The organism is Pseudomonas sp. TWR3-1-1, from assembly GCF_049896545.1.
In the GTDB taxonomy this organism is placed as follows: Bacteria; Pseudomonadota; Gammaproteobacteria; order Pseudomonadales; family Pseudomonadaceae; genus Aquipseudomonas; species Aquipseudomonas weihenstephanensis.
In genome coordinates this window covers 645,714-668,746 of record NZ_JAFCUO010000002.1, presented here as the reverse complement: position 1 = coordinate 668,746, position 23,033 = coordinate 645,714, and the positions used below count along the sequence as shown (strand labels likewise).

22 protein-coding genes are annotated in these 23,033 nt (G+C 58.4%); 10 read left to right on the top strand and 12 right to left on the bottom strand.

Annotation, left to right across the window (positions count from 1 at the left end; genetic code table 11):
* Positions 1 to 62 precede the first annotated feature (62 nt).
* From ACP7A4_RS08615 to ACP7A4_RS08590, 6 genes are all read left to right on the top strand, one after another.
* Entirely contained in the window at positions 63 to 1,553 is a 1,491-nt protein-coding gene (locus ACP7A4_RS08615; RefSeq protein WP_426246385.1) for an acetyl-CoA hydrolase/transferase family protein, read from the top strand.
* A gap of 318 nt (positions 1,554 to 1,871) precedes the next feature.
* Complete coding sequence (locus ACP7A4_RS08610) at positions 1,872 to 2,087, top strand: DUF1127 domain-containing protein (protein ID WP_048363712.1); 216 nt, start codon at positions 1,872 to 1,874, stop codon at positions 2,085 to 2,087.
* Between the two features lie 298 nt (positions 2,088 to 2,385).
* Positions 2,386 to 2,703: a DUF2388 domain-containing protein gene (locus ACP7A4_RS08605; RefSeq protein WP_059766176.1), complete on the top strand. Its 318-nt coding sequence runs from the start codon at positions 2,386 to 2,388 to the stop codon at positions 2,701 to 2,703.
* A 132-nt stretch (positions 2,704 to 2,835) separates the two neighbouring features.
* Complete coding sequence (locus tag ACP7A4_RS08600; RefSeq protein ID WP_203302142.1) at positions 2,836 to 3,129, top strand: DUF2388 domain-containing protein; 294 nt, start codon at positions 2,836 to 2,838, stop codon at positions 3,127 to 3,129.
* 26 nt (positions 3,130 to 3,155) lie between these two features.
* On the top strand, positions 3,156 to 3,476 hold the full coding sequence (locus ACP7A4_RS08595; protein ID WP_426246382.1) for a DUF2388 domain-containing protein: 321 nt from the start codon (positions 3,156 to 3,158) through the stop codon (positions 3,474 to 3,476).
* A complete protein-coding gene (locus tag ACP7A4_RS08590) occupies positions 3,473 to 5,434 on the top strand; it encodes a DUF4105 domain-containing protein (protein ID WP_426246380.1) in 1,962 nt (653 codons plus the stop codon). The genes ACP7A4_RS08595 and ACP7A4_RS08590 overlap by 4 nt, the downstream gene beginning before the upstream one ends.
* 83 nt (positions 5,435 to 5,517) lie before the next feature.
* On the opposite strand, the gene ACP7A4_RS08585 is transcribed toward ACP7A4_RS08590, so the two are convergent.
* The 7 genes from ACP7A4_RS08585 to ACP7A4_RS08555 form a co-directional block, all read right to left on the bottom strand.
* Entirely contained in the window at positions 5,518 to 6,411 is an 894-nt protein-coding gene (locus tag ACP7A4_RS08585; protein ID WP_426246378.1) for a response regulator, read from the bottom strand.
* Between the two features lie 160 nt (positions 6,412 to 6,571).
* Complete coding sequence (gene phoU / locus ACP7A4_RS08580) at positions 6,572 to 7,333, bottom strand: phosphate signaling complex protein PhoU (protein WP_048363717.1); 762 nt, start codon at positions 7,331 to 7,333, stop codon at positions 6,572 to 6,574.
* An 86-nt stretch (positions 7,334 to 7,419) separates the two neighbouring features.
* Positions 7,420 to 8,253, bottom strand: a complete 834-nt coding sequence (gene pstB / locus ACP7A4_RS08575; RefSeq protein ID WP_059766169.1) for a phosphate ABC transporter ATP-binding protein PstB — start codon at positions 8,251 to 8,253, stop codon at positions 7,420 to 7,422.
* Positions 8,254 to 8,411: 158 nt separating this feature from the next.
* Complete coding sequence (gene pstA, locus ACP7A4_RS08570; protein WP_059766168.1) at positions 8,412 to 10,082, bottom strand: phosphate ABC transporter permease PstA; 1,671 nt, start codon at positions 10,080 to 10,082, stop codon at positions 8,412 to 8,414.
* A gap of 15 nt (positions 10,083 to 10,097) precedes the next feature.
* A complete protein-coding gene (locus ACP7A4_RS08565) occupies positions 10,098 to 12,383 on the bottom strand; it encodes an ABC transporter permease subunit (protein ID WP_426246375.1) in 2,286 nt (761 codons plus the stop codon).
* Positions 12,384 to 12,578: 195 nt separating this feature from the next.
* Positions 12,579 to 13,565 (bottom strand): phosphate ABC transporter substrate-binding protein PstS, encoded by a 987-nt coding sequence (locus ACP7A4_RS08560; RefSeq protein WP_048363721.1) that lies wholly within the window; start codon positions 13,563 to 13,565, stop codon positions 12,579 to 12,581.
* Positions 13,566 to 13,734: 169 nt separating this feature from the next.
* Positions 13,735 to 15,024: an MFS transporter gene (locus ACP7A4_RS08555; protein ID WP_203302139.1), complete on the bottom strand. Its 1,290-nt coding sequence runs from the start codon at positions 15,022 to 15,024 to the stop codon at positions 13,735 to 13,737.
* A gap of 373 nt (positions 15,025 to 15,397) precedes the next feature.
* On the opposite strand from ACP7A4_RS08555, the gene ACP7A4_RS08550 reads away from it, so the two are divergent.
* Both ACP7A4_RS08550 and ACP7A4_RS08545 read left to right on the top strand, forming a co-directional pair.
* Entirely contained in the window at positions 15,398 to 15,799 is a 402-nt protein-coding gene (locus ACP7A4_RS08550) for an acyl-CoA thioesterase (protein WP_003438129.1), read from the top strand.
* 56 nt (positions 15,800 to 15,855) lie between these two features.
* Positions 15,856 to 16,770 (top strand): D-hexose-6-phosphate mutarotase, encoded by a 915-nt coding sequence (locus ACP7A4_RS08545; RefSeq protein WP_203302138.1) that lies wholly within the window; start codon positions 15,856 to 15,858, stop codon positions 16,768 to 16,770.
* Between the two features lie 48 nt (positions 16,771 to 16,818).
* Here ACP7A4_RS08545 and ACP7A4_RS08540 read toward each other — a convergent pair whose 3' ends face one another.
* The 4 genes from ACP7A4_RS08540 to purE form a co-directional block, all read right to left on the bottom strand.
* On the bottom strand, positions 16,819 to 17,355 hold the full coding sequence (locus ACP7A4_RS08540) for a DUF3299 domain-containing protein (protein WP_059766158.1): 537 nt from the start codon (positions 17,353 to 17,355) through the stop codon (positions 16,819 to 16,821).
* 82 nt (positions 17,356 to 17,437) lie between these two features.
* Entirely contained in the window at positions 17,438 to 17,686 is a 249-nt protein-coding gene (locus ACP7A4_RS08535) for a GlsB/YeaQ/YmgE family stress response membrane protein (RefSeq protein ID WP_048363725.1), read from the bottom strand.
* A 106-nt stretch (positions 17,687 to 17,792) separates the two neighbouring features.
* On the bottom strand, positions 17,793 to 18,878 hold the full coding sequence (locus ACP7A4_RS08530) for a 5-(carboxyamino)imidazole ribonucleotide synthase (RefSeq protein WP_059766156.1): 1,086 nt from the start codon (positions 18,876 to 18,878) through the stop codon (positions 17,793 to 17,795).
* Positions 18,879 to 18,888: 10 nt separating this feature from the next.
* Positions 18,889 to 19,380 carry a 5-(carboxyamino)imidazole ribonucleotide mutase gene (purE, locus tag ACP7A4_RS08525; protein WP_047279087.1) on the bottom strand — a complete coding sequence of 164 codons (492 nt, stop codon included), beginning with the start codon at positions 19,378 to 19,380 and terminating at the stop codon, positions 18,889 to 18,891.
* Between the two features lie 420 nt (positions 19,381 to 19,800).
* Between purE and ACP7A4_RS08520 the strand changes: the two genes are divergently transcribed.
* On the top strand, positions 19,801 to 20,370 hold the full coding sequence (locus ACP7A4_RS08520; protein WP_059766154.1) for a M12 family metallo-peptidase: 570 nt from the start codon (positions 19,801 to 19,803) through the stop codon (positions 20,368 to 20,370).
* A gap of 46 nt (positions 20,371 to 20,416) precedes the next feature.
* Here ACP7A4_RS08520 and ACP7A4_RS08515 read toward each other — a convergent pair whose 3' ends face one another.
* Entirely contained in the window at positions 20,417 to 21,322 is a 906-nt protein-coding gene (locus tag ACP7A4_RS08515; RefSeq protein ID WP_048363728.1) for a LysR substrate-binding domain-containing protein, read from the bottom strand.
* A gap of 179 nt (positions 21,323 to 21,501) precedes the next feature.
* On the opposite strand from ACP7A4_RS08515, the gene aspA reads away from it, so the two are divergent.
* Entirely contained in the window at positions 21,502 to 22,926 is a 1,425-nt protein-coding gene (aspA, locus tag ACP7A4_RS08510) for an aspartate ammonia-lyase (RefSeq protein ID WP_048363729.1), read from the top strand.
* Positions 22,927 to 23,033 lie beyond the last annotated feature (107 nt).

The following is a 23,033-nucleotide window of genomic DNA, read 5'->3' as shown; positions in this document are numbered from 1 at the left end:
ACGCCAGCCTTTGAAAATGAATAGACTGCGCATCTTGCTTCCGTTGCCCGAGATAACAATCCATGTACCGTGAACGTATTCGCCTAAATTCCCTGCACGATAAGGTCATGAGCGCCGAAGAAGCCGCCGCCCTTATCCAAGACGGCATGACCGTCGGCATGAGCGGTTTTACCCGTGCCGGCGAAGCCAAGGCCGTCCCAAAAGCATTGGCCGAGCGCGCTAAAACATCGCCCCTGAAAATCACCCTGATGACCGGCGCCAGCCTGGGCAACGATCTGGACAAACAACTGACCGAGGCCGGTGTCCTGGCTCGTCGCATGCCGTTCCAGGTAGACAGCACCTTGCGCAAAGCTATCAATGCTGGCGAAGTGATGTTCATTGACCAGCATTTGTCCGAAACGGTTGAACAGCTGCGTAACAATCAACTGAAGCTGCCGGATATCGCAGTAATTGAAGCCGTCGCTATTACCGAGCAAGGTCATATAGTTCCAACGACTTCTGTAGGCAACTCCGCCAGCTTCGCGATTTTCGCCAAACAAGTGATTGTCGAGATCAACCTGGCGCATAACCCGAATCTGGAAGGCCTGCACGACATCTACATTCCGACCTACCGTCCGACGCGCACGCCCATCCCGCTGGTCAAAGTCGACGACCGTATCGGCAGCACTGCCATCCCGATTCCGCCAGAAAAAATCGTCGCCATCGTTATTACCAACAAGCCCGACTCACCGTCCACGGTGTCCGAGCCAGACAGCGAAACCGACGGCATCGCGTTCCACCTGATCAACTTCCTCAAGGCTGAAGTTGAAGCTGGCCGCATGACCAACAAACTCGGCCCGCTGCAAGCGGGTATCGGCAACATCGCCAACGCCGTCATGTGCGGCTTGATCGACTCGCCGTTCGAAGACCTGACCATGTACTCCGAAGTGTTGCAGGACTCGACGTTCGACCTGATCGACGCTGGCAAGATGAGCTTCGCCTCGGGCAGTTCGATCACCTTGTCTGAACGTCGCAACTCGGACGTATTCGGCAACCTGGAGCGCTACAAGGACAAACTGGTCCTGCGCCCGCAAGAAATCTCCAACCACCCTGAAGTGGTACGGCGCCTGGGCATCATCGGCATCAACACGGCCCTGGAATTGGACATCTACGGCAACGTGAACTCCACCCACGTCTGCGGCACACGCATGATGAACGGCATCGGCGGTTCAGGCGATTTCGCCCGTAACGCTCACCTGGCGATCTTTGTGACCAAGTCCATTGCCAAGGCTGGCGCAATCTCCAGCGTCGTGCCAATGGTCAGTCACGTCGACCACACCGAGCACGATGTGGACATCCTGGTGACCGAACAGGGCCTGGCCGACCTGCGCGGCCTGGCACCTCGCGAACGCGCTCGTGTGATCATCGACAACTGTGTACACCCGGATTTCCGTGAAGCACTCAATGACTACTTCAGCAAAGCCTGTGCAATCGGTGGCCACACCCCGCACATCCTGCGCGAAGCGTTGAGCTGGCACATCAACCTGGAAGAAACCGGGAAAATGCTGCCGTAACACGCGAGCTAGACAGCCGCCGCAGAAAACACTGTTTTCTCGGCGGCTTTTTTGTGCCTGGAGTTTCAAAAACTGTACTGCTGTACTGGTCATTTCCTACTCTTACCACGGCAATTTCTGACTAAACTGATCAAAAATGCACCAACTTAGTGCCGACAGGTACAGTTGCGCCCTTTTATGGCCGTACAGCGCCCATAAACAGTTAACTGGCTCATCACAATACAAGTGAACTGTATCTAGAGACTCTCGACACGGAGGAGGATCATGGGCACCAGTTAAACCACTCGCCAATGCCGCCACAAGCGGAAGGATGCCATCATGGAACGTACCCTCAGTTCCGATCTGTTCAATGAAAGCAACACTGTAAACACCCAGGCTTCCATGCCTTTGCGCGTACTTGCCAACCTGATGTTGTGGCAGCGCCGTATCTCCAGCCGCCATCAACTGGCTCGCCTGGATTCACGTCTTCTGGCGGATGCCGGGATTAGCGAAGCACAGCGTTACGAAGAGCTGAGCAAGCCGTTCTGGCGCTAACAAGCGCTCGCTGGCCCTGACCACCGGTCCACCGCCAGCACCCAGAATTGAAAAAACAAAACCCGTCGCGGGCAACCGCTGACGGGTTTTGTCGTTTCAGCAGCCCTGTTTACGTAAGCCACAAGCGAATAGGTACAGTTTTAAATTCATCACACACAAACAAGTACAGTTATAGAAATCCTTGAGCCAGAGCGCTAAAACACCCGCTACAGGTAAAACATTCTTTGCCCCGCGCAGCACTCGGCCTACTATTCGCCCATAACGTCTAACGTATAAGCACCTGCCAAGGAGTATCACCATGTCCACACTTCGCCTACTGAGCGCAGCGGCTTTGCTGGTTGTTGCCGCCAGCGCCAATGCTTCCAGCTTCATCGTGACCACCGATGCCATCGTAGGCACGCTCAAGGCCACCACCGACCTGACCTCAGATGCCACCAACTCCATCCGCGACAACAAGATAGTGCGTGCAGCCCGTGACGACGCCGCCAGCTTTGTCGCCAGTGAAGGCACTATCCGTGGCGTTAAGCTCGAAAGCGCACTGGACTTCATCCGCCAGCAAGCACCACAGCTGCAAGCCTCCGACACCCAATTGGCTCAGGCCATCCTGACCCTCTGACAGATCGTCTTCCTGTAGGAGCGCGCTTGCTTGAGATAAAGCCCGCCCCTACATGAAGAACACGCCCCCCGCTCTGGCCCTGCCCCGCCCATTACGCTAGCCTTGGCCCTCGCTCAACCAACGTCGAGACCCATGCGCTTTCTCTCTATCGCTTTACTTGCCCTTTGCTGGGTTCAATCTGCATCCGCCTTCGACACCAGCACACAAACCACAGTGCTCACCGGTTATGTCACCAGCAAAGTGACGTCGGCACCTTTGGACAACAAACTGATCCTCGCCGCTCAGGATGACGCTGCCGCTTTTATCGCCAGTGGCGGTCAACTGCGGGGTTCGCAGTTGGAGTCTGCGTTGCGCTACGTGCGCCACAGCCAACCAAAATTGAGTGCCAGCGACTTTGAACTGGCACAAGCGATTCTCGTCCAATAAACACCCGCGTTTTCTGGAGAAATGTCATGCGTAGCCCGTTGATTGTCGCCACCCTTGGCCTGTTGTTGCTCGCCGATGTGGCGCAGGCACAAACCCTGGTGCAAACCAGTAACATCATCGTTCGCGCATTCGGACGCACCATCGACTTCACTTCTGACACCACCACCTCGATCCGCGACTCAAAAGTAGTGCGCGAGGCCCACGATGACGCCGCTACCTTCGTTGCCAGCCAAGGCGACATTCGCGGCGTACAACTGGAAGCGGCCTTCGACACCCTGCGCGATCGCGTACCTGAAGCACGCAACGCCAGCGATCAAGTACTCGCCGAAGCCATCCTCGCACTGTGAGGCCGATAGCGCGCTGGCTCGCCGCCTGTGGCCTGCTGCTGATCGGCAGCAGCGCCCAGGCCGCGCTGCATCTGCAACTCAAGACCGACGGTCTGAGCCCGGCTGAGCAACAGGCGACCCAAGCCTTGCTCGACGAGGCCATGCACAAGCTGCCACCGCGCTTGATCGAGCAATTGGACCGCCAGATTCTGGTGGGCTGGACCGAAGGCATGCCGAGCAACGCCTACGGCCAAGCCTCACTGGTGTCCGAGCTGGACCTCAATCGCAAGCTACTGGCGAGCCTGACCGACGGTTCGGCCGCCACCGAGCAAACCAATCGCCCCCACGGCACGGTACGCCGCGAATTACTCGCCACCGTGCTGCACGAGCTGACACACATCTACGACCGCGCACGTCTGTGGCCTGCTGCCGAGCGCACTCAAATCCAGCGTTGCACGCGCCAGCACAACAGTGCCGGGCTGATCGGCCTGCCGGACGACTGCCGAGGCCAGGCCGAACGCCGCTTCACCCTCAGCGACGATCCGCGGCTGCTTGACCTGGCAGGGTGGCAGCAATACGTCGGCCGCCGCGGCGAACGGGAGCAAGACAACCATCAGGTGGTGCGCAGCCCCGACCTCTACGAGGTCAGCAACCCGCGAGAATTTGTCGCGGTCAACATGGAGTACTTCCTCCTCGACCCGGCCTACGCCTGCCGCCGTCCGGCGCTGTATCGCTACTACAAAGAGCGCTTCGGCTGGGCGCCCGCGGCCAAGGATGAATGCCCCAAAGGCTTCGCCTTTCTCAATGCCGGTAACGACTTTGCCAAACAGCCGCTCGGCACCGTCGACCCTGAACGGGTGTATGCCGTGGACTACTTGCTTGCCGAGGCCAACCAGGAATGGGCCAGCCGCTGGGGCCACAGCATGCTGCGGCTGGTGATCTGCGCGCCGGGGCGTCCTCGGGGCCCGGATTGCCGGCTCGACCTGCAAGAACATCTGGTGTTGTCCTACCGCGCATTCGTCAACGACGTACAGCTGTCGAGTTGGGATGGCCTGACCGGGGCTTACCCCTCACGCCTGTTTGTATTGCCGCTGGCCCAGGTGATCGACGAATACACCAAAACCGAACTGCGCAGCCTGGCGTCCGTGCCGCTCACACTCAACCGCGCCGAAATCGAAGACGTGGTAGAACACGCCGCCGAAATGCACTGGAGCTACGATGGCAACTACTACTTCATCTCCAACAACTGCGCGGTCGAAACCCTGAAACTGCTGCGCAGCGGCAGCGACAATTCGCAGCTCAAAGGCCTGGACAGCATCATGCCCAACGGCTTGCTGGAGGTGCTCAAGGCCCGTGGCCTGGCTGATACCAGCGTGCTGAACGACAAAAAAGAAGCACTGCGTTTGGGTTATCGCTTTGACTCGTACCGCGACCGTTATCAGGCGATGTTCGATGTACTCAAGACCCGTCTGCCGATCAAGCAAACCAGCGTCGAAGACTGGCTCGCGCTCAGCCCGGATGAGCGTCGCCCGTGGATCGGGCAAGCCGACCTGCGCGCCAGCGCAGCGTTGTTACTGTTGGAGCAAGCAGCCTTTCGCCGCCAACTGCTGTTGGCGCAAGACGAGGTTAAACAGAAGTACTTGAAGGTACGCGGCATTGAAGGCGCCGGTATGGACAAGGCCAATCAGACACTGCAAGAGATCCTCGCCAGCAGCGGCTTTCTCAGTCGTCCGGCAGAACTGCTTGGCAGCAGCGGCTATGGTTTGCCACAAGCAAAAGAGTGGGAAATGCTCGAATCAGAAAGCAGCCAGCGCCAGCAGCAGTTACTGCGCCTGACCGGTGATTTGGACAAAGAAGTACGCAGCCTGCTGGAGCCGGCGCGCGCGGCTGAAATTGCCGCGACCGAGGCCAACGTCAAACACATCGGCGAACATCTGCGAGCGATCCACAAAGCCTCCGGCGGCCTGCAACTGCCATAAGCCCTGTAGTCGTTGACGAGCAGCGCGAGGCTGCGATCGCAGCCTCGTACCTCGACAGCGGCTACGGCTTACACCGGTGCGTCTTACGCCCCCGGTACGAAGTGTTTTTGTGCCGTGCCGTGGGCTATTAACCGCGAGAGGTAACCCATCTTCGCCGCATCCTGGTCCACGAAGCGAAAGGTCAGTTGCAACCAGTCACTGTCGGGCTTGGGCTCGTAAGCCACGACGGCGTGCAGGTAACCATTCAAACGCGCTACTTCGGCGTTGTCGCCCTGCTCAAGGTCGAGCACTGCACTTTCCAGTACCTGTGGCAGCACTTCACCCCTACGCACCACCAGCAGCGCTTCCTTCAAGCTCAGCGCCTTGATCACACACGCTTGAGTACCGCTCGACAGGCGCAATTGCCCCTGACCACGTCCGGTCGGGGTTTGGCTGGCGGCTTTGGCCGCCGGGGCCGCAACGGTCTGCGGGCGCGCAGCCGCTGCTAGGGCCGGGGTGGCCAGTTGGGTCTTGCCACCGGTCAACGCGCTCAACGAGTCATTGCCGAAGGCCGAATTCATGCGCGTCGGTGCGCACGCCATCACCGCGTCCATCAGGCCCGCTTTGGTGAAGGCTTTTTTCACCTTGGTCAGTAACTGCTCATTGGTAAACGGCTTGCTGACAAAATCCGAAACACCGGCCTGAATCGCCTGCACCACGTTCTCTTTGTCGCCACGGCTGGTGACCATGATGAAGGGCAGGGTTTTGAGAGGGTCTTGCTCGCGGCACCAGGTCAGCAGCTCAAGGCCGGACATCTCTGGCATTTCCCAATCACACAGCACCAGATCGAACGCATCACGGGTCAGCATGGCCTGTGCTTTGCGGCCGTTGACCGCGTCTTCGATCTTGATGCCCGGAAATGCATTACGCAGGCATTTTTTAACCAGATCGCGAATAAACGACGCGTCATCCACCACCAACACACTGACCTTGCTCATCGATTGCTCCTCTGAAATCTTGACAAGCATGCGCCGAATGATGGCCATGTGCCAAATCTTGGGGGCACCCCGAATCACTTTACGTTCGCAGAGCGCCTGAATATGAACGCCGAAAAGCAAAACGCCTGGCTAGAGCCAGGCGTTTTCATCTCGGGCAGTCTTATTTATCGTCAGGTGGTTGCGGAACATTAGCGTTATCACCGCCTGTGCCTTCAACTTCTTCACGCATGCGCTTAAGGCCCATGTGGCGCACGTCTGTGCCACGTACCAGATAGATGACCAACTCCGAAATATTGCGCGCGTGATCGCCAATGCGTTCCAGCGAACGCAGCACCCAAATGATGCTCAGCACCCGCGAGATCGAGCGCGGGTCTTCCATCATGTAGGTGGCCAACTCGCGCAACGCCGTTTTGTATTCACGGTCGATGATTTTGTCGTACTGCGCCACCGACAGCGCCAGGTCGGCATCGAAGCGGGCAAATGCATCCAATGCATCGCGCACCATGTTGCGCACCTGATCGCCGATGTGTCGCACTTCAACATAACCACGCGGCGCTTCGCCCTCTTCACAGAGCTGAATCGCACGGCGGGCAATTTTGGTCGCTTCGTCACCGATGCGCTCAAGGTCGATCACCGACTTGGAAATGCTGATGATCAACCGCAGGTCAGAGGCCGCAGGCTGACGACGGGCCAGAATGCGCAAGCATTCTTCGTCGATGTTGCGTTCCATCTGATTGATCTGTTCGTCGATCTCACGCACTTGCTGAGCCAGCCCGGAATCGGCCTCGATCAACGCCGTGACCGCGTCGTTAACCTGCTTCTCGACCAGCCCGCCCATGGCCAGCAAGTGGCTGCGCACTTCTTCGAGTTCCGCGTTGAACTGCGCGGAAATGTGATGGGTGAGGCCATCCTTTGAAATCATGGTTCTGCTCCGCAAAAGCTGTGAGCCGCAAGCTATACGCTGCTAGCCAAATGTGTCGTTACCGCGAACTGTAAAGCCCGCCCCCACTAGCCATAGCGCCCGGTGATGTAGTCTTCGGTCTGCTTTTTGGCCGGGTTGGTGAACAAGGTGTCGGTGTCGCCGTATTCAACCATTTTGCCCATGTACATAAAGGCGGTGTAATCCGACACCCGCGCAGCCTGCTGCATGTTGTGGGTCACGATGACGATGGTGAACTTGGACTTAAGCTCGTAAATCAGCTCTTCGACCTTCAGCGTCGAGATCGGGTCGAGTGCCGAGCACGGCTCATCGAGCAACAACACTTCGGGTTCAACCGCGATGGTACGGGCGATCACCAAACGCTGTTGCTGACCGCCGGACAAACCCAGCGCCGAGTCGTGCAGGCGGTCTTTGACCTCATCCCACAACGCCGCACCTTTAAGCGCCCACTCAACGGCTTCGTCGAGGATGCGCTTTTTATTGATGCCCTGAATCCGCAAGCCGTAGACCACGTTCTCGTAGATGGTCTTGGGGAACGGGTTGGGCTTCTGGAACACCATGCCCACCCGGCGACGCAGCTCAGCCACGTCCTCGCCCTTGCGGTAAATGTTGTTGCCGTACAGGTTGATCTCGCCTTCAACGCGGCAACCGTCCACCAGATCGTTCATGCGGTTGAAGGTGCGCAGCAACGTGGACTTGCCGCAACCCGAGGGACCGATAAAGGCGGTCACACGCTGCTTTGGAATGTTCAGGCTCACGTCAAACAGCGCCTGCTTTTCACCGTAGTAAAGGTTCAGGCCCGGGACTTCAATGGCCACTTCTTCGTTGGCCAGGTTCAAGCTTTGTTTGGTGCGACCCAGGGCGGACATGTTGATGCCGTGGGCGGAGGATTCATGCTGCATGGGTTGCTCCATACGCTAAACATTCGTGTCGGTCGTTCTGACCGGGCTTTTCATCTGCTGTAGCAACGAACTGGCTCACACTCCAGACACCTCGGTCCCACCTTGAGACCCTGCCGATGCCTTCAACGAGCACGCTCGCGCCTACAGGTGTTGCGTTATCAGCTTTCCAGCGCCTTGTACTTCTCGCGCAGGTGGTTACGAATCCACACTGCCGACAGGTTCAGGGTCGCAATCACCAGCACCAGCAGCAGCGCCGTGGCGTACACCAGCGGTCGTGCGGCTTCAACGTTCGGGCTTTGGAAGCCGACGTCATAAATATGGAAGCCCAAGTGCATGATCTTCTGGTCAAGGTGCAGGTACGGGTAGTTGCCGTCCAGCGGCAGCGACGGCGCCAGCTTGACCACACCCACCAGCATCAGCGGTGCCACTTCACCCGCCGCGCGCGCCACGGCGAGAATCATACCGGTCATCATGGCCGGGCTGGCCATCGGCAGCACGATCTTCCACAAGGTTTCGGATTTGGTCGCGCCCAATGCCAGCGAGCCTTCACGCACGGTGCGCGGAATACGCGCCAGCCCCTCTTCAGTGGCCACGATCACCACCGGCACCGCCAGCAGCGCCAGCGTCAGCGACGCCCACATCAGGCCCGGCGTACCAAAGGTCGGCGCGGGTAAGGCTTCGGCGAAAAACAGGCGGTCAACCGAGCCACCCAGTACATACACAAAGAAGCCCAGGCCAAATACGCCGTACACAATCGCCGGTACACCCGCCAAATTGTTCACCGCGATACGGATGATCCGGGTCAGGGTGTTCTGTTTGGCGTACTCACGCAGGTACACCGCTGCCAGCACGCCAAACGGCGTCACGATCACGGCCATGATCAAGGTCATCATCACGGTGCCGAAAATCGCCGGGAAGATCCCGCCTTCGGTGTTGGCTTCACGCGGGTCTTCGCTGAGGAACTCCCAAATGTTGCTGAAGTACATCGCCAGCTTCTGCCAGCTGTTCATGGCGTTGGGCTGGTAAGCCTTGACCACTTTGCCGATGTTGATTTCCAACTCTTTGCCGTTGGCATCGCGGGCCGTCAGGCTGTCGCGATTGAACTGTGCATGCAGCTCGCCCAAACGGTCTTCGATGGCTTTGTAACGTGCATTCAGCTCGGCACGTTCGGTTTCCATGTCCGCCTGGGCTTGCGGCGTCAGCTTGCCTTCGAGTTCCAGCTTGCGGCTGTGCAGACGAATGCGCTCCAACCCGTAGTTGATCGCGCCAATGTCTTTCTTTTCCAGTTGGCTGAGTTGCTTGGCCAGCTCGTTGACGCGCTTGACCCGGGCTTGCACCTCAGGCCAGGCCGCCGCGCCTTCAGCGACTACCTTGCCGTTTTCTTTCACATTGACCAGGTAACCGTAAAAGTTGCCCCACTCGCGACGCTCAATGGCCATCAACTCGGGGGGCGTCTTCTGGTCAGTCAGCCACTCGCCGACGACCCAGGTGAAGTCGTTGCCGTTCAAGTCGCGGTTGCCGACCTTGATCAGCTCGCGGGTCATGAACTCCGGGCCTTGGTCGGGCACTGGCAAACCGGCGCTTTTGAGGCGTTCGCGCGGCACTTCTTCCTTTTGCACCACTTCGCCCAGTACGACGTGATTAGCAGAGCCGGGCACGTTGTATTGCGCCAGCACCAGATCCGCGGGCCAAAAATGGCCCAACCCGCGCACCGCAATCACTGCCAGCAAACCAATGGTCATGATGACCGCGAGCGACACCGCGCCACCGCTGATCCAGACACCCGGAGCGCCGCTCTTGACCCAACCTTTGAGGGAATTCTGTTTCACAGACTTCTACCTTCCTTAAAGCGACGAATATTTCTTGCGCAGACGCTGACGAATCAGCTCGGCGAGAGTGTTCATGATGAAGGTGAACAACAACAGCACCAGCGCCGAGAGGAACAGCACGCGGTAATGGCTACCGCCCACTTCCGACTCTGGCATCTCCACCGCCACGTTCGCCGCCAAAGTACGCAAGCCTTCGAACAGGTTCATTTCCATGACCGGCGTGTTACCCGTGGCCATCAGCACTATCATGGTTTCGCCCACTGCACGGCCCATGCCGATCATCAGTGCCGAAAAAATCCCTGGGCTGGCGGTCAGGATCACCACACGGGTCATGGTCTGCCACGGTGTGGCACCCAGCGCCAGCGAACCCAGGGTCAGACCGCGCGGCACGCTGAACACGGCATCTTCAGCAATCGAGTAGATGTTGGGGATGACCGCAAAGCCCATCGCCAAACCCACCACCAGAGCGTTGCGCTGATCGTAAGTAATGCCCAGATCGTGGGAGATCCACAGGCGCATGTCGCCACCAAAGAACCACGCTTCCATGAACGGGCTCATGTACAGCGACAACCAGCCAATGAACAGAATCACCGGGATCAGGATCATGCTCTCCCAACCCTCCGGCACGCGCAGGCGGATCGACTCAGGGAGGCGGCTCCAGGTGAAACCGGCCAGCAAAATACCGATTGGCAACAGCATCAGCAGGCTGAAAATACCGGGCAAATGGCCTTCGACATACGGCGCCAGAAACAAGCCGGCAAAGAAGCCCAAAATCACCGTCGGCATCGCTTCCATCAATTCGATCACCGGCTTGACCTTGCGGCGCAGGCTCGGCGCCATGAAGTAGGCGGTGTAGATCGCTGCCGCTACCGCCAGCGGTGCCGCCAGCAACATGGCATAGAACGCCGCCTTCAACGTACCGAAGGTCAATGGCGCAAGGCTCATCTTGGGTTCGAAATCGGTGTTGGCGGCGGTCGATTGCCAGACGTATTTCGGTTCGTCGTAGTTCTCGTACCAGACCTTGCTCCACAGCGCGCTCCAGGACACTTCCGGGTGCGGGTTCTTCAAGGTCAGAGGCAGCAGCTTGCCGCCCTCTTCCACGATGATGCGGTTGGCACGCGGCGACAACGCCATGACGCCGGGGCCTTCTGCGACTTTTTCCACCAGCAGGGTGCGGTGCGCGGTGCTGTGGAACACGCCGATTTCACCGGCTGCGTCCAGGGCCAGGAAGCCTTTGCGACGCTGCTCAGCGGTGATTTCAACAATCGGCGAGTCGCCCATTTTGAAGCTGCGGATGTGCTTGAAGCGCGATTCGCCATCCGGGTCGCGGGCCATGAACCACTGGCTCAGGCTGCCGGTCGAGTCACCAAAGATCAGCGAAATACCGCCCACCAATTGCGTACTGGCAGTGATTTGTGTGGTGGCGTCGTCCGCCAGCTTGTAACGGCCATTCAGGCTCTTGTCACGCAGGCTGAACACATCGGCCTGGGCGCGACCATTGATCACATACAACCACTGCTGACGCGGGTCGATGTACAGCGCTTTAACCTGCTCGGTCATTTGCGGCAAGTCGATGCGGGTCTCGGAGTTCGTGACCTCGCCCGTCATCATGTTTTCTTCGCTGGCCAACGACAGCACGTTTAATTGCGAACCCGCAGAGCCGGCCAACACCAACGTCGAGTCATTCACATTGAGGTTCACATGATCCAGCGCACGCCCTTGTGGGTCGAGGGCGATGGGCGCTTGGCCATACGGGTATTCAACCGCCGGGGTGATGGTTTTTTTGCCATCCGGGTAGCTAACTTTATACGTGTGACGGAACACCAGCGCCTGGCCATTGGACAAGCCCAATGCCACCACCGGGTTACCCGGCTGGTCTTCACCCAGCGAGGTCACTTGCGTGCCGGGCGGCAGTGGCAGGTTCACGCGCGACAGTTCTTCGCCATTCTTCGCATTGAAGAACAGCACCATGCCTTGGTCGGACACGCGCATCCCGACCTGATTTTGCTCCTCGACGGAAATCATCAGCGGTTTACCGGCGTCCTGCATCCAGACCGGCGTGATCGCCTGCTTGGCGTTCAGGTCCGCGCCCTGGAACAGCGGGAACACCACATAACCAAGGAAGAAGAAAATCAGGGTGATTGCGCCGAGCACGGCAAGCCCGCCGATAAACACATACCAGCGGGTGAGGTGATCTTTAAGCGCGCGAATGCGCCGCTTGCGTTGCAGTTCAGGCGTATTGAAATCAATGCGCTTGGGAGCGGATGTCGTAGTCATTGGGGAATTGGCCAGATCATTCATGCGCACACCCTAGCGGTCCTGTATGACAAAAAGATGACAAAGCAGTGACGCAAAAAAGCCGCTGCCCAGTGGAGCTGGCAGCGGAGTGGAAAATTGAGGTGAATACAGCTCACAACGCGTAGCAGCTGCCGCAGGCGGCGTCCGACGGCGTAGCCGTCGTCATTTCGCACGTAGCCTTCGGCAACTGCTACAGGTTTAGTTACCTTCTTTCAAACCCAAGTCAGCCAAGGCTTTGGCAGCGACTTTGGCCGGCAGCGGGATGTAGCCATCTTTGACGACCACTTCTTGACCTTGCTTGGACAGCACCAGCTTGATGAACTCGGCTTCCAGCGGGTTCAACGGCTTGTTCGGCGCCTTGTTCACGTACACGTAGAGGAAACGCGACAGCGGGTATTTGCCGTTCAATGCGTTTTCTTCGGTGTCTTCGATGAACTCAGAGCTGCCTTTTTTGGCCAATGGCACGGTTTTCACACTGGCCGTTTTATAACCAATGCCCGAGTAACCCACGCCGTTGAGCGAGCTGCTGATCGATTGAACCACCGAGGCAGAACCGGGCTGTTCGTTAACGTTTGGCTTGTAGTCGCCTTTGCACAGGGCTTCTTCTTTGAAGTAGCCATACGTGCCCGACACCGAGTTACGACCAAACAGCTGTACCGGCTTGTTGGCCAGATCGCCGGTCACACCCAGGTCACCCCAGGTTTTGACGTCTTGTTTGGCGCCGCACAGACGGGTCGAGGAGAAGATCGCGTCCACTTGCTCCATCGTCAGGTGCTTGATCGGGTTGTCTTTGTGCACGAACACGGCCAGGGCATCCACCGCCACCGGGATGGCGGTTGGCTTGTAGCCGAACTTTTGCTCAAAAGCCGCCAGTTCGTTGTCTTTCATCTTGCGGCTCATCGGGCCCAGGTTAGCGGTGCCTTCAGTAATCGCAGGGGGCGCGGTCGAAGAACCGGCAGCCTGAATCTGAATATTGACGTTCGGGTATTCTTTTTTGTAAGCCTCAGCCCACAGGGTCATCAAGTTCGCCAGGGTATCGGAACCAACGCTGGACAGGTTCCCCGACACACCGGTGGTTTTTACGTAGGGCTGAATAGCCGGGTCAACACCAGCGGCAACCGCATTGGCAGTTGCAACGCCTGCGGCGACAAAAGTCAGGGCCGCCATCACACGCTTCAGTTTCATGCCTTACTCCTAGCAAACGGGGTTAGATGAATCGGGGGCCAGTATCTGTAGGCCATGTGACTACTCTATGAACCGATTGTGACAATTAGATGAAAGGCCAGCATTCGCAACGAATGGCTGGCCTTCTAAAGGAGCGAGGGTTGGCGTCTAAACCGCTATAACCCGTGTATCAGCGGCCCTGCTTCCACAAATAAGCCCCCACCAGCAAACCCATCGTGCAAATGATGGCGACGTAATAGGCAGGGCCCATTGGGCTTTCTTTCAGCAGCAACGTCACCGCCATCGGGGTCAAGCCGCCGAAAATGGCGTAAGCCAAGTTGTAAGAAAACGACAAACCACTGAAACGCACCACCGGCGGGAAGGCTTTCACCATCACATACGGCACCGCGCCGATAGTGCCTACAAACAAACCGCTCAGTGCGTACAACGGAAACAGCCAATCCGGGTGCTGCAACAGGCTGTGATAGAAGGTCCACGAGGTAATCAGCAACGCGCCACAGCCGAATACGAACACCTTGCCCGCGCCAAAGCGGTCAGCCAACGCACCCGAAGCGATACAGCCCACGCTTAAAAAGACGATGGCCAAGCTGTTGGCTTTCAGTGAGACCGTGGCTGAAAAACCGTAAATGGTTTGCAGCACCGTGGGGGTCATCAAAATCACCACAATGATCCCGGCCGACAACAACCAGGTCAGCAGCATCGAAACGGCAATCGCACCCCGATGGTCACGCAGTACGGTTTTAAGCGGCACCTCTTCGGCCAACGCCTTGCGCAGTTGCAGCTCGGCAAATACCGGCGTCTCATGCAGCCAGCGACGCAAGTACACCGAAAACAGGCCAAATACACCGCCCAGCAAGAAAGGAATTCGCCACGCGTAGTCAGACACTTCGACCGGGGTGTAAAGCGTGTTGATTGCCGTGGCCACCAGCGAGCCCAGCAAAATACCCGCCGTCAGCCCGCACGTCAGCGTGCCGCAGGCGTAGCCCACATGCCGCGGCGGCACGTGCTCGGCCACAAACACCCACGCCCCCGGCACTTCTCCGCCGATTGCCGCGCCCTGAATCACCCGCATCAGCAGCAACAGGATCGGCGCCCACATGCCGATCTGCGCGTAGGTCGGCAGCAACCCCATGATCAGGGTCGGGACAGCCATCATGAAGATGCTCAAGGTGAACATCTTTTTGCGCCCCAGCAGGTCGCCGAAATGCGCCATGACGATGCCGCCCAATGGCCGTGCCAGGTAACCGGCCGCAAAAATACCGAAGGTTTGCATCAGGCGCAGCCATTCGGGCATGTCAGCGGGGAAGAACAGCTTGCCCACTACCGTGGCGAAGAACACAAAAATGATGAAGTCGTAAAACTCAAGCGCGCCGCCCAAGGCAGACAGCGACAACGTCTTGTAGTCATTACGGGTCAAGGGGCGCGAAGGCGGCGCGGCGCTGGAAGGCTCAGTGATCATGGGGTTTGGGCATCTCTTATTAGGCTAGGCAAAAGCGTCAACACCGCGGGCAATGGCCGGGCGGTCTCGAAAGATAACAAATTGCCTGCAAAAGCACAGAGGTAGACGTGTCGCCCGTTTAAAAAGCAGAATCAGACGGTCGTCGACGGCGTTGTCGCCCGATATACTCGCCAACCGTAAGAAACTACCTACGGCTTCTGAGTGGCTGTGCGAAACACCTTAAGGTGTCCTTCAGCCGATCTCACAAAGTTTCCCCTTGGCGCGGCTTGGGAAGAACGTGACGAACGTAGTATGTTCGGGCTGAATCGTTTTTCTAAAGACGCTTTTTCACCCGCAATACACATGATGAATCACGGGTCAGAGGCCCTTCGGCATGCTAGAGCTCGAACAAGAAGATCCAATCCCGCAAGGCGACCTGGCCTTGCAAATCACTGCCCTGCCACGCGAAACCAATGGTTTCGGCGATATTTTTGGCGGCTGGCTGGTGTCCCAGATGGACCTCGCGGGCACCGCGATGGCCAGCAAAGTTGCCGGCGGGCGTGTAGCCACCGTCGCTATTGACCGTATGGCGTTTCTGGTTCCTGTGGCAGTCGGTGCTCAGTTATCGTTCTACACCCAAGCGCTGGAAATCGGCCGCAGCTCGATCCAGATGATGGTTGAAGTGTGGAGCGACGACCCGCTGTCCAGCGAATGGCGCAAAGTCACCGAAGCCGTCTTTGTGTTCGTGGCCATCGATGGCAGCGGTCGCACGCGCTCGGTGCCACCGCGTCGTTAAACCTCGCGCGGTTTTGCCTGTCTACTGCTGCCCCTGCCATTTAAAGAGAACCTGCCATGCCCAGCCATAAGTTACTCCCAAGCGCATCGTTCAAATTGGGCGAGCTGGACTGTTGGCACTTTATCCACGGCAACGCTCAACTGCTGGTCGCCAAACAAGGCGCGCAGGTGCTGAGCTATCAGGTGGGCGAAGATAAGCCGATCATTTGGCTTAACGAAAAAGCCAAGTACGAACACGGTAAAGGCATTCGTACCGGCGTACCCATTTGCTGGCCATGGTTTGGCAACCTGGCACTCAACCCGCAAAGCGTGCAAGACATGCGCGCCAGCGAGCAGCCCGCCACCGCCCACGGACTGGTGCGTACGCGCGAATGGGAACTGCTCGATTACGACGACGCAGGCGAAGCGTTGCATATCGAACTCGGCGTGCCACAGATCGAAGGTGGCCTGCCCGGCTGGCCCCATGACGTGGCATTGACCCTGAGCATTCGTCTGGACACGCAACTGCACCTGAGCCTCACCAGCCATAACCGCAGCGACACCGCCGTGAGTATCAGCCAGGCGCTGCACAGCTATTTTGCGGTCAGCGACGTGCGTAAGGTTCAGGTCAAAGGCGTCGACGGCCTGACCTACATCGAAACCCTCGATGAATGGAAACACGTCAAACAGGCGGGCGACTTGACCTTCAGCGGCGAAACCGACCGCATCTACCTCAACACGCCGGACACGCTGAGCATTGTTGACCCCGACTGGTCGCGCAGCATTGAACTCAACAGCCGAGGCTCGCGCAGTGCCGTGATCTGGAACCCGTGGATCGGCAAAACAGCCAGCTTCAGCGACATGGCCGCCGATGGCTGGCAACGCATGCTCTGCATCGAAACCGCCAACGTGATGGATGACGTGATTACCCTGCAACCCGGCGCCAGCCATACGCTGGGTGTGAGCATCGGTACGCGACCACTCACGGCGTGATCCAGATCGCGCAGGGCTGCGAGCTTTTAAGCTTTACAGACCGCAGCCTTACAAATCTTCTTCCTTCACCACCCTCACGTTGCCCGCCTCCAGCGCATAGGCGGCATCGGCCAGATCATTGCTGACCTGTTCAACCTTCAGCGTGCCCGTGACCCACAGCGGCGTGTAGATATCGTCCAGCTTCAAGCCTTTGGGGTAGCGCACCAGCACCAGTTGATTGGGCGGCGGTGGCGGGACGTGGATGCATGCGCCTGGGTAGGGCACCAAAAAAAACAGCGTGCTGCGCCCTTTGGCATCGGCTTCCAGGGGCACCGGGTAACCGCCCAAACGGATGCGTTTGCCATTCATGCTGGCCACGGTTTTGCTCGAATACATCACGGCCGGCAGGCCCTTGCTTTGTTTCAGGCCGCCTTTATCGGTAAACGTCCCCTGGGCTTCAGGCGAGTCATGGTCGATTTCAGGCATTTGTTCGAGGGCCAGTTGATCCGACTTCGGCATCAGGTCGAGCCAGTCGGTTTCCGGCAGATCAGCCGCGTGGGCCAGGCTTGCGCCCAGCAAAAGAAAGGTCAGTACAAGACGGCGCATGGCAGGCTCAATTAAGAAGGACTGGGGACGCCGCGCATTCTAGCCCTCTCTGCGGCTGGCGCAGAGAGAACCCGACACTCAATCAGTTCTTTTTCGAGACCATGCCGTAAATCACCAGCAAGATCACAGCGCCAACGACTGCACCGATGAAACCGGCACCTTCGCCCGCCTTGTAGATACCCAGCGCCTGACCGCCATACGTGGCTGCCAGCGAACCGCCGATACCCAGCAGGATGGTCATGATCCAGCCCATGCTGTCATCGCCCGGTTTCAGGAAACGGGCCAGCAGGCCAACGATCAAGCCGATAAAAATGGTTCCGATGATGCCCATGGGCGCTTCCTCTCTATAGATGGCGTTAAACCAAAGCCTAGTCAGCACTTTGGCATCACGCCATCAGAGAGCGGCGGCCACCGAATGGTTCCCGCCGATGTTCGTCTTACGCGTGGTCGATCAGTGCTTCAACGCGCAGGATCTGCGCTTGCAAGGTCGCCATGTCAGCGCAGCGCAGGTTGGCGTGACCGACCTTGCGGCCCACCTTGAACGCCTTGCCATAGTGGTGCAAATGGCAGTCGGCAATCGCAATCACCTGCTCAACCGGCGGCACCGTGCCGATAAAGTTGAGCATGGCGCTTTCGCCCACCTTGGCCGTGGAACCCAGCGGCAAGCCTGCAATGGCCCGCAGGTGGTTTTCAAACTGGCTGCACTCGGCGCCTTCTGTGGTCCAGTGCCCCGAGTTGTGAACACGCGGCGCGATTTCGTTGGCCTTAAGGCCACCGTCGACTTCAAAGAACTCGAACGCCATCACGCCCACGTAATCCAGCTGCTTGAGCACACGGCTGGAGTAGTCTTCAGCCAAAGCTTGCAGCGGGTGATCGGTACTGGCCACCGACAGCTTGAGAATGCCGCTGTCGTGGGTGTTGTGCACCAACGGGTAAAACTGTGTTTCGCCATCACGACCGCGCACGGCGATCAGCGACACTTCACCCGTGAACGGTACAAAACCTTCCAGCAGGCACGCTACGCTGCCCAGCTCGGCAAACGTACCCACCACATCGGCAGGGGTGCGCAGCACTTTCTGGCCCTTGCCGTCGTAACCCAACGTGCGGGTTTTGAGCACTGCGGGCAGGCCGATGCTGGCCACGGCGGCGTCCAGGTCTGCCTGGGACTGGATGTCGGCAAAGGCCGGGGTCGGAATGCCCAAGTCTTTGAACATGCTTTTTTCAAACCAGCGATCACGGGCAATGCGCAGCGCTTCGGCACTCGGGTAAACCGGTACAAATTGCGACAGGAAAGCCACGGTTTCAGCCGGTACGCTTTCGAACTCAAACGTGACCAGGTCGACTTCATCCGCCAATTGGCGCAAGTGGTCCTGATCGCCGTAGTCAGCACGAATATGTTCACCCAAAGACGCCGCACAGGCGTCGGGAGCCGGATCAAGGAAAGCGAAGTTCATGCCCAGCGGGGTCCCCGCCAAAGCCAGCATGCGACCCAACTGGCCGCCACCGATTACACCGATTTTCATCGTTAAAACCTCAGGCCAGGCGCGGGTCTGGATTGTCCAGCACGCTGTCAGTCTGTTCAGCACGGAATGCTTTCAAAACGGTATGGAATTGGGGGTGCTTGGCGCCCAGGATGCTGGCGGACAGCAGCGCCGCATTGATTGCGCCGGCTTTACCGATGGCCAGTGTCGCAACCGGAATGCCCGCCGGCATTTGCACGATGGACAACAGCGAGTCGACACCCGACAGCATCGACGATTGCACGGGCACACCAAGCACCGGCAAATGGGTTTTCGCGGCACACATGCCAGGCAAGTGGGCTGCGCCACCGGCACCGGCAATGATGACCTCGATGCCGCGGCCTTCGGCCTCTTCGGCATACTGGAACAGCAGATCCGGAGTGCGGTGGGCAGAGACCACTTTCACTTCGTAAGGGATGCCGAGTTTTTCCAGCATATCGGCGGTGTGGCTGAGGGTGGACCAATCGGACTTGGAGCCCATGATCACGCCTACCAGTGCACTCATCGTCGCGCCTCTTCTCTTGGGCGCCCGCAGGCGCGTCAAAAAACAACAAGCCACGTGGGGGATCCGACGTGGCTTGTTATAGGAATTAAGGCCGGTCAAGCCAGCCGAAGGCCGCGCAGTATACCCCAAAGAAGTGCGTTAAAAGCACCTTTGGTGACCATCTGTCTGCGCCCCTCTAAATCCCACAAACGCCCGGTTTTACTGACCTTCAGGTCAAGCCATGAACAGCCGGCAACGCCCCGCAAAAACCTGGCACGCGGCTACCTGCTGCCGCGAAAAGAGCCACGACTCGTAGCGAACCCAGTCAGCTGCGAAATGCACTGCGCCGCTCTAACCTTCAGCTTCACCCGGGGCCATGCGATGCCTTCATGGCACCCCGCGACATTCAGCCCTCAGCCAGTCATGCACAGGAGGAGTTACATGAACCCCATCAACCTCAATGCGTTCATCCACAACAGCGTCTCTGACGCCACCTATCAAAACCTCAAAACCTTTAACTTCGATCATTTCGTGCAAGAGCTGGGCAACATCAGTGGTCGTCAAATCAACGTTAACCTCTACGAATACGTACCGGGCGTCACTGACTTCGACTACAAAAGCCCTGATACCGCCACGAAAGTGAATGAATGGAACACCGTGGCTAACCAGTTCGCCAAAGACATCGGCGTGACCCCCTATCAAACTGACCGCAACATATTGGTCATTGATGGTTTTATCACTGACTCCGTCGCGGGTGCGGCCCAGTCCGGCGTTAATGCAGGCAACTCGGTGATTGCTTCCACCGTTGACGCCACCACCATTGCGCATGAGGTAGGCCACACCTTTAATGCCAAACACACCGGCGTGATGCAAACCCCGGACCCTGCCAACCGAGGCAATGTGCTTTCAAGCTACATGGCCACAGGCGATGAAGTGGGCAGCGGCAGCCTCTTGCGTTTCAGCACCATCAACCGCGATCGCATTAAAAGCTTTCTAGGCAAACTTGAATAACGCCCGCCACCTGGCTTTGCGCCGTTTGGCCAAAGCCAGGTCACCCTCACTCAGGCTGCGTACCACTTTCCAGCTTGCGCCACAGCAACCGCACATTGGCCTTACGCACCAAGGCGCAGCGATACAGGCGAATCTCCAACGGTACGTGCCATTGAGGCCCGCCACACACCACCAATTCACCGCGCGCCAGTTCGGCCCGCACACTTAAATGCGGCACCCACGCAATGCCCAATCCTTCGAGCGCCATGCTCTTGAGGCTGTCCGCCATAGCGGTCTCATAAATAGTGGTGAAACGCAGGCTGCGTTGGCGCAGCAACAAATTGACTGACCGCCCCAGAAACGCGCCCGCGCTATACGCCAGCAACGGCACGCTTACATCGCCTTCCAGGTCAAACAACGGCTTGCCGTCTGCATCCGCCGCACACACGGGCAACATTTCGGTATTGCCCAGGTGCAAAGACGGGAAAATTTCCGGGTCCATTTGCAAAGCGGCGTCAGGATCGTAAAAAGCCAGCATCAAATCGCAGCCGCCTTCGCGCAATGCATGCACCGCGTCTCCGACGTTAGTCGCAACCAGACGCGTCGCGATGTTCAGCCCTTCATTGCGCAATTGAGCGATCCAGCGCGGGAAAAAACCCAGCGCCAGGGAGTGCGCTGCCGCCACTTGCATGACCTCGCCCTGCCCGCCTTCGAGGTGGTGCAGGTGACGCAACACCTCGCCCAGTTGCTCAACCACGGTGCGTGCCGTGACCAAAAACAGCTGACCGGCCGCAGTCAACTCCACCGGGGTGCGGGAACGATTCACCAACGTCAGCCCCAGCGCGGATTCAAGGCTGCGAATACGTCGACTGAAGGCCGGCTGCGTCACAAAACGACGCTCCGCCGCCTGAGAAAAACTGCGCGTGGCGGCAAGAGCACTGAAGTCTTCGAGCCATTTACTTTCGAGATTCATCGAGCCTCCCAGAGGCGCACCAATTTGGGTCACACGTCCGACGCGCCTGTCGCGTCACGTCGCCATTATGCCGTTTATGCATAGGATAGTGTTTAAAGGCATTGGCCCAAAATAGACCGCAAGCCTAGGATTCGCAGCGTTCCGGCCTATACCGGGTCCTTATCGAGATGATTTCTATCATGTCCTCCGCTGCATCTTTCCGCACTGAAAAAGACCTGCTTGGCGTACTCGAAGTACCCGCTCAAGCGTATTACGGCATCCAGACCCTGCGAGCGGTGAATAACTTCCGTCTCTCCGGCGTTCCGATTTCGCATTACCCAAAGTTGGTTGTGGCCCTGGCCATGGTCAAGCAAGCCGCGGCAGATGCTAACCGCGAACTGGGCCACCTCAGTGCACCCAAGCACGCGGCGATCAGCGAAGCCTGTGCCCGTTTGGTGCGCGGCGATTTCCACGAAGAGTTCGTGGTGGACATGATCCAGGGCGGCGCTGGCACTTCAACCAACATGAATGCCAACGAAGTGATCGCCAACATCGCACTGGAGGCCATGGGCCACCAGAAAGGCGAGTACCAGTACCTGCACCCTAACAACGACGTCAACATGGCGCAGTCCACCAACGACGCCTACCCGACGGCCATCCGCCTGGGCTTGTTGCTGGGTCACGACGCGCTGCTGGCCAGCCTCGACAGCCTGATTCAGGCGTTCGCTGCCAAGGGCGTTGAGTTCAACCATGTATTGAAGATGGGCCGCACCCAATTGCAAGACGCCGTACCGATGACCTTGGGTCAAGAGTTCCGCGCCTTCGCCACCACCTTGGGTGAAGACCTGGCTCGCCTTAAAACACTGGCGCCAGAGTTGCTGACCGAAGTGAACCTGGGCGGCACGGCGATTGGGACCGGCATCAACGCCGACCCGCGCTATCAACTGCTGGCCGTCAACCGCCTGGCGACCATCAGCGGTCACCCGCTGGTGCCTGCGGCCGACTTGATCGAAGCCACGTCCGACATGGGTGCCTTCGTACTGTTCTCCGGCATGCTCAAGCGTACTGCGGTCAAACTGTCGAAGATTTGTAACGACCTGCGCCTGCTGTCCAGCGGCCCACGTACCGGCATCAACGAAATCAACCTGCCAGCGCGTCAGCCAGGCAGCTCGATCATGCCTGGCAAGGTCAACCCGGTTATCCCGGAAGCCGTTAACCAGGTGGCGTTCCAGATCATCGGTAACGACTTGGCACTGACCATTGCGGCCGAAGGTGGCCAACTGCAACTGAACGTGATGGAACCGCTGATCGCCTTCAAGATCTTCGACTCGATCCGCCTGCTGCAACGTGCAATGGACATGCTGCGCGAACACTGCATCGTCGGCATCACCGCCAACGAAGCGCGCTGCCGCGAGCTGGTCGAACACTCGATTGGTCTGGTGACGGCACTGAACCCGTACATCGGCTATGAAAACGCCACCCGCATCGCCCGTATCGCCCTTGAAAGCGGCCGCGGCGTGCTGGAACTGGTGCGCGAAGAAGGCTTGCTCGACGACGCCATGCTCGACGACATCCTGCGCCCGGAAAACATGATTGCTCCGCGTCTGGTGCCTTTAAAGGCCTGATGCTGTAACACGCTCACCAGGTCGAGGGACTAGACACCTCTCACCTTTTGAGGGCTTGCAGATGTATCTGCGGGCCCTTTTTTTTGCCTGCGATTTGGCGTTACTTA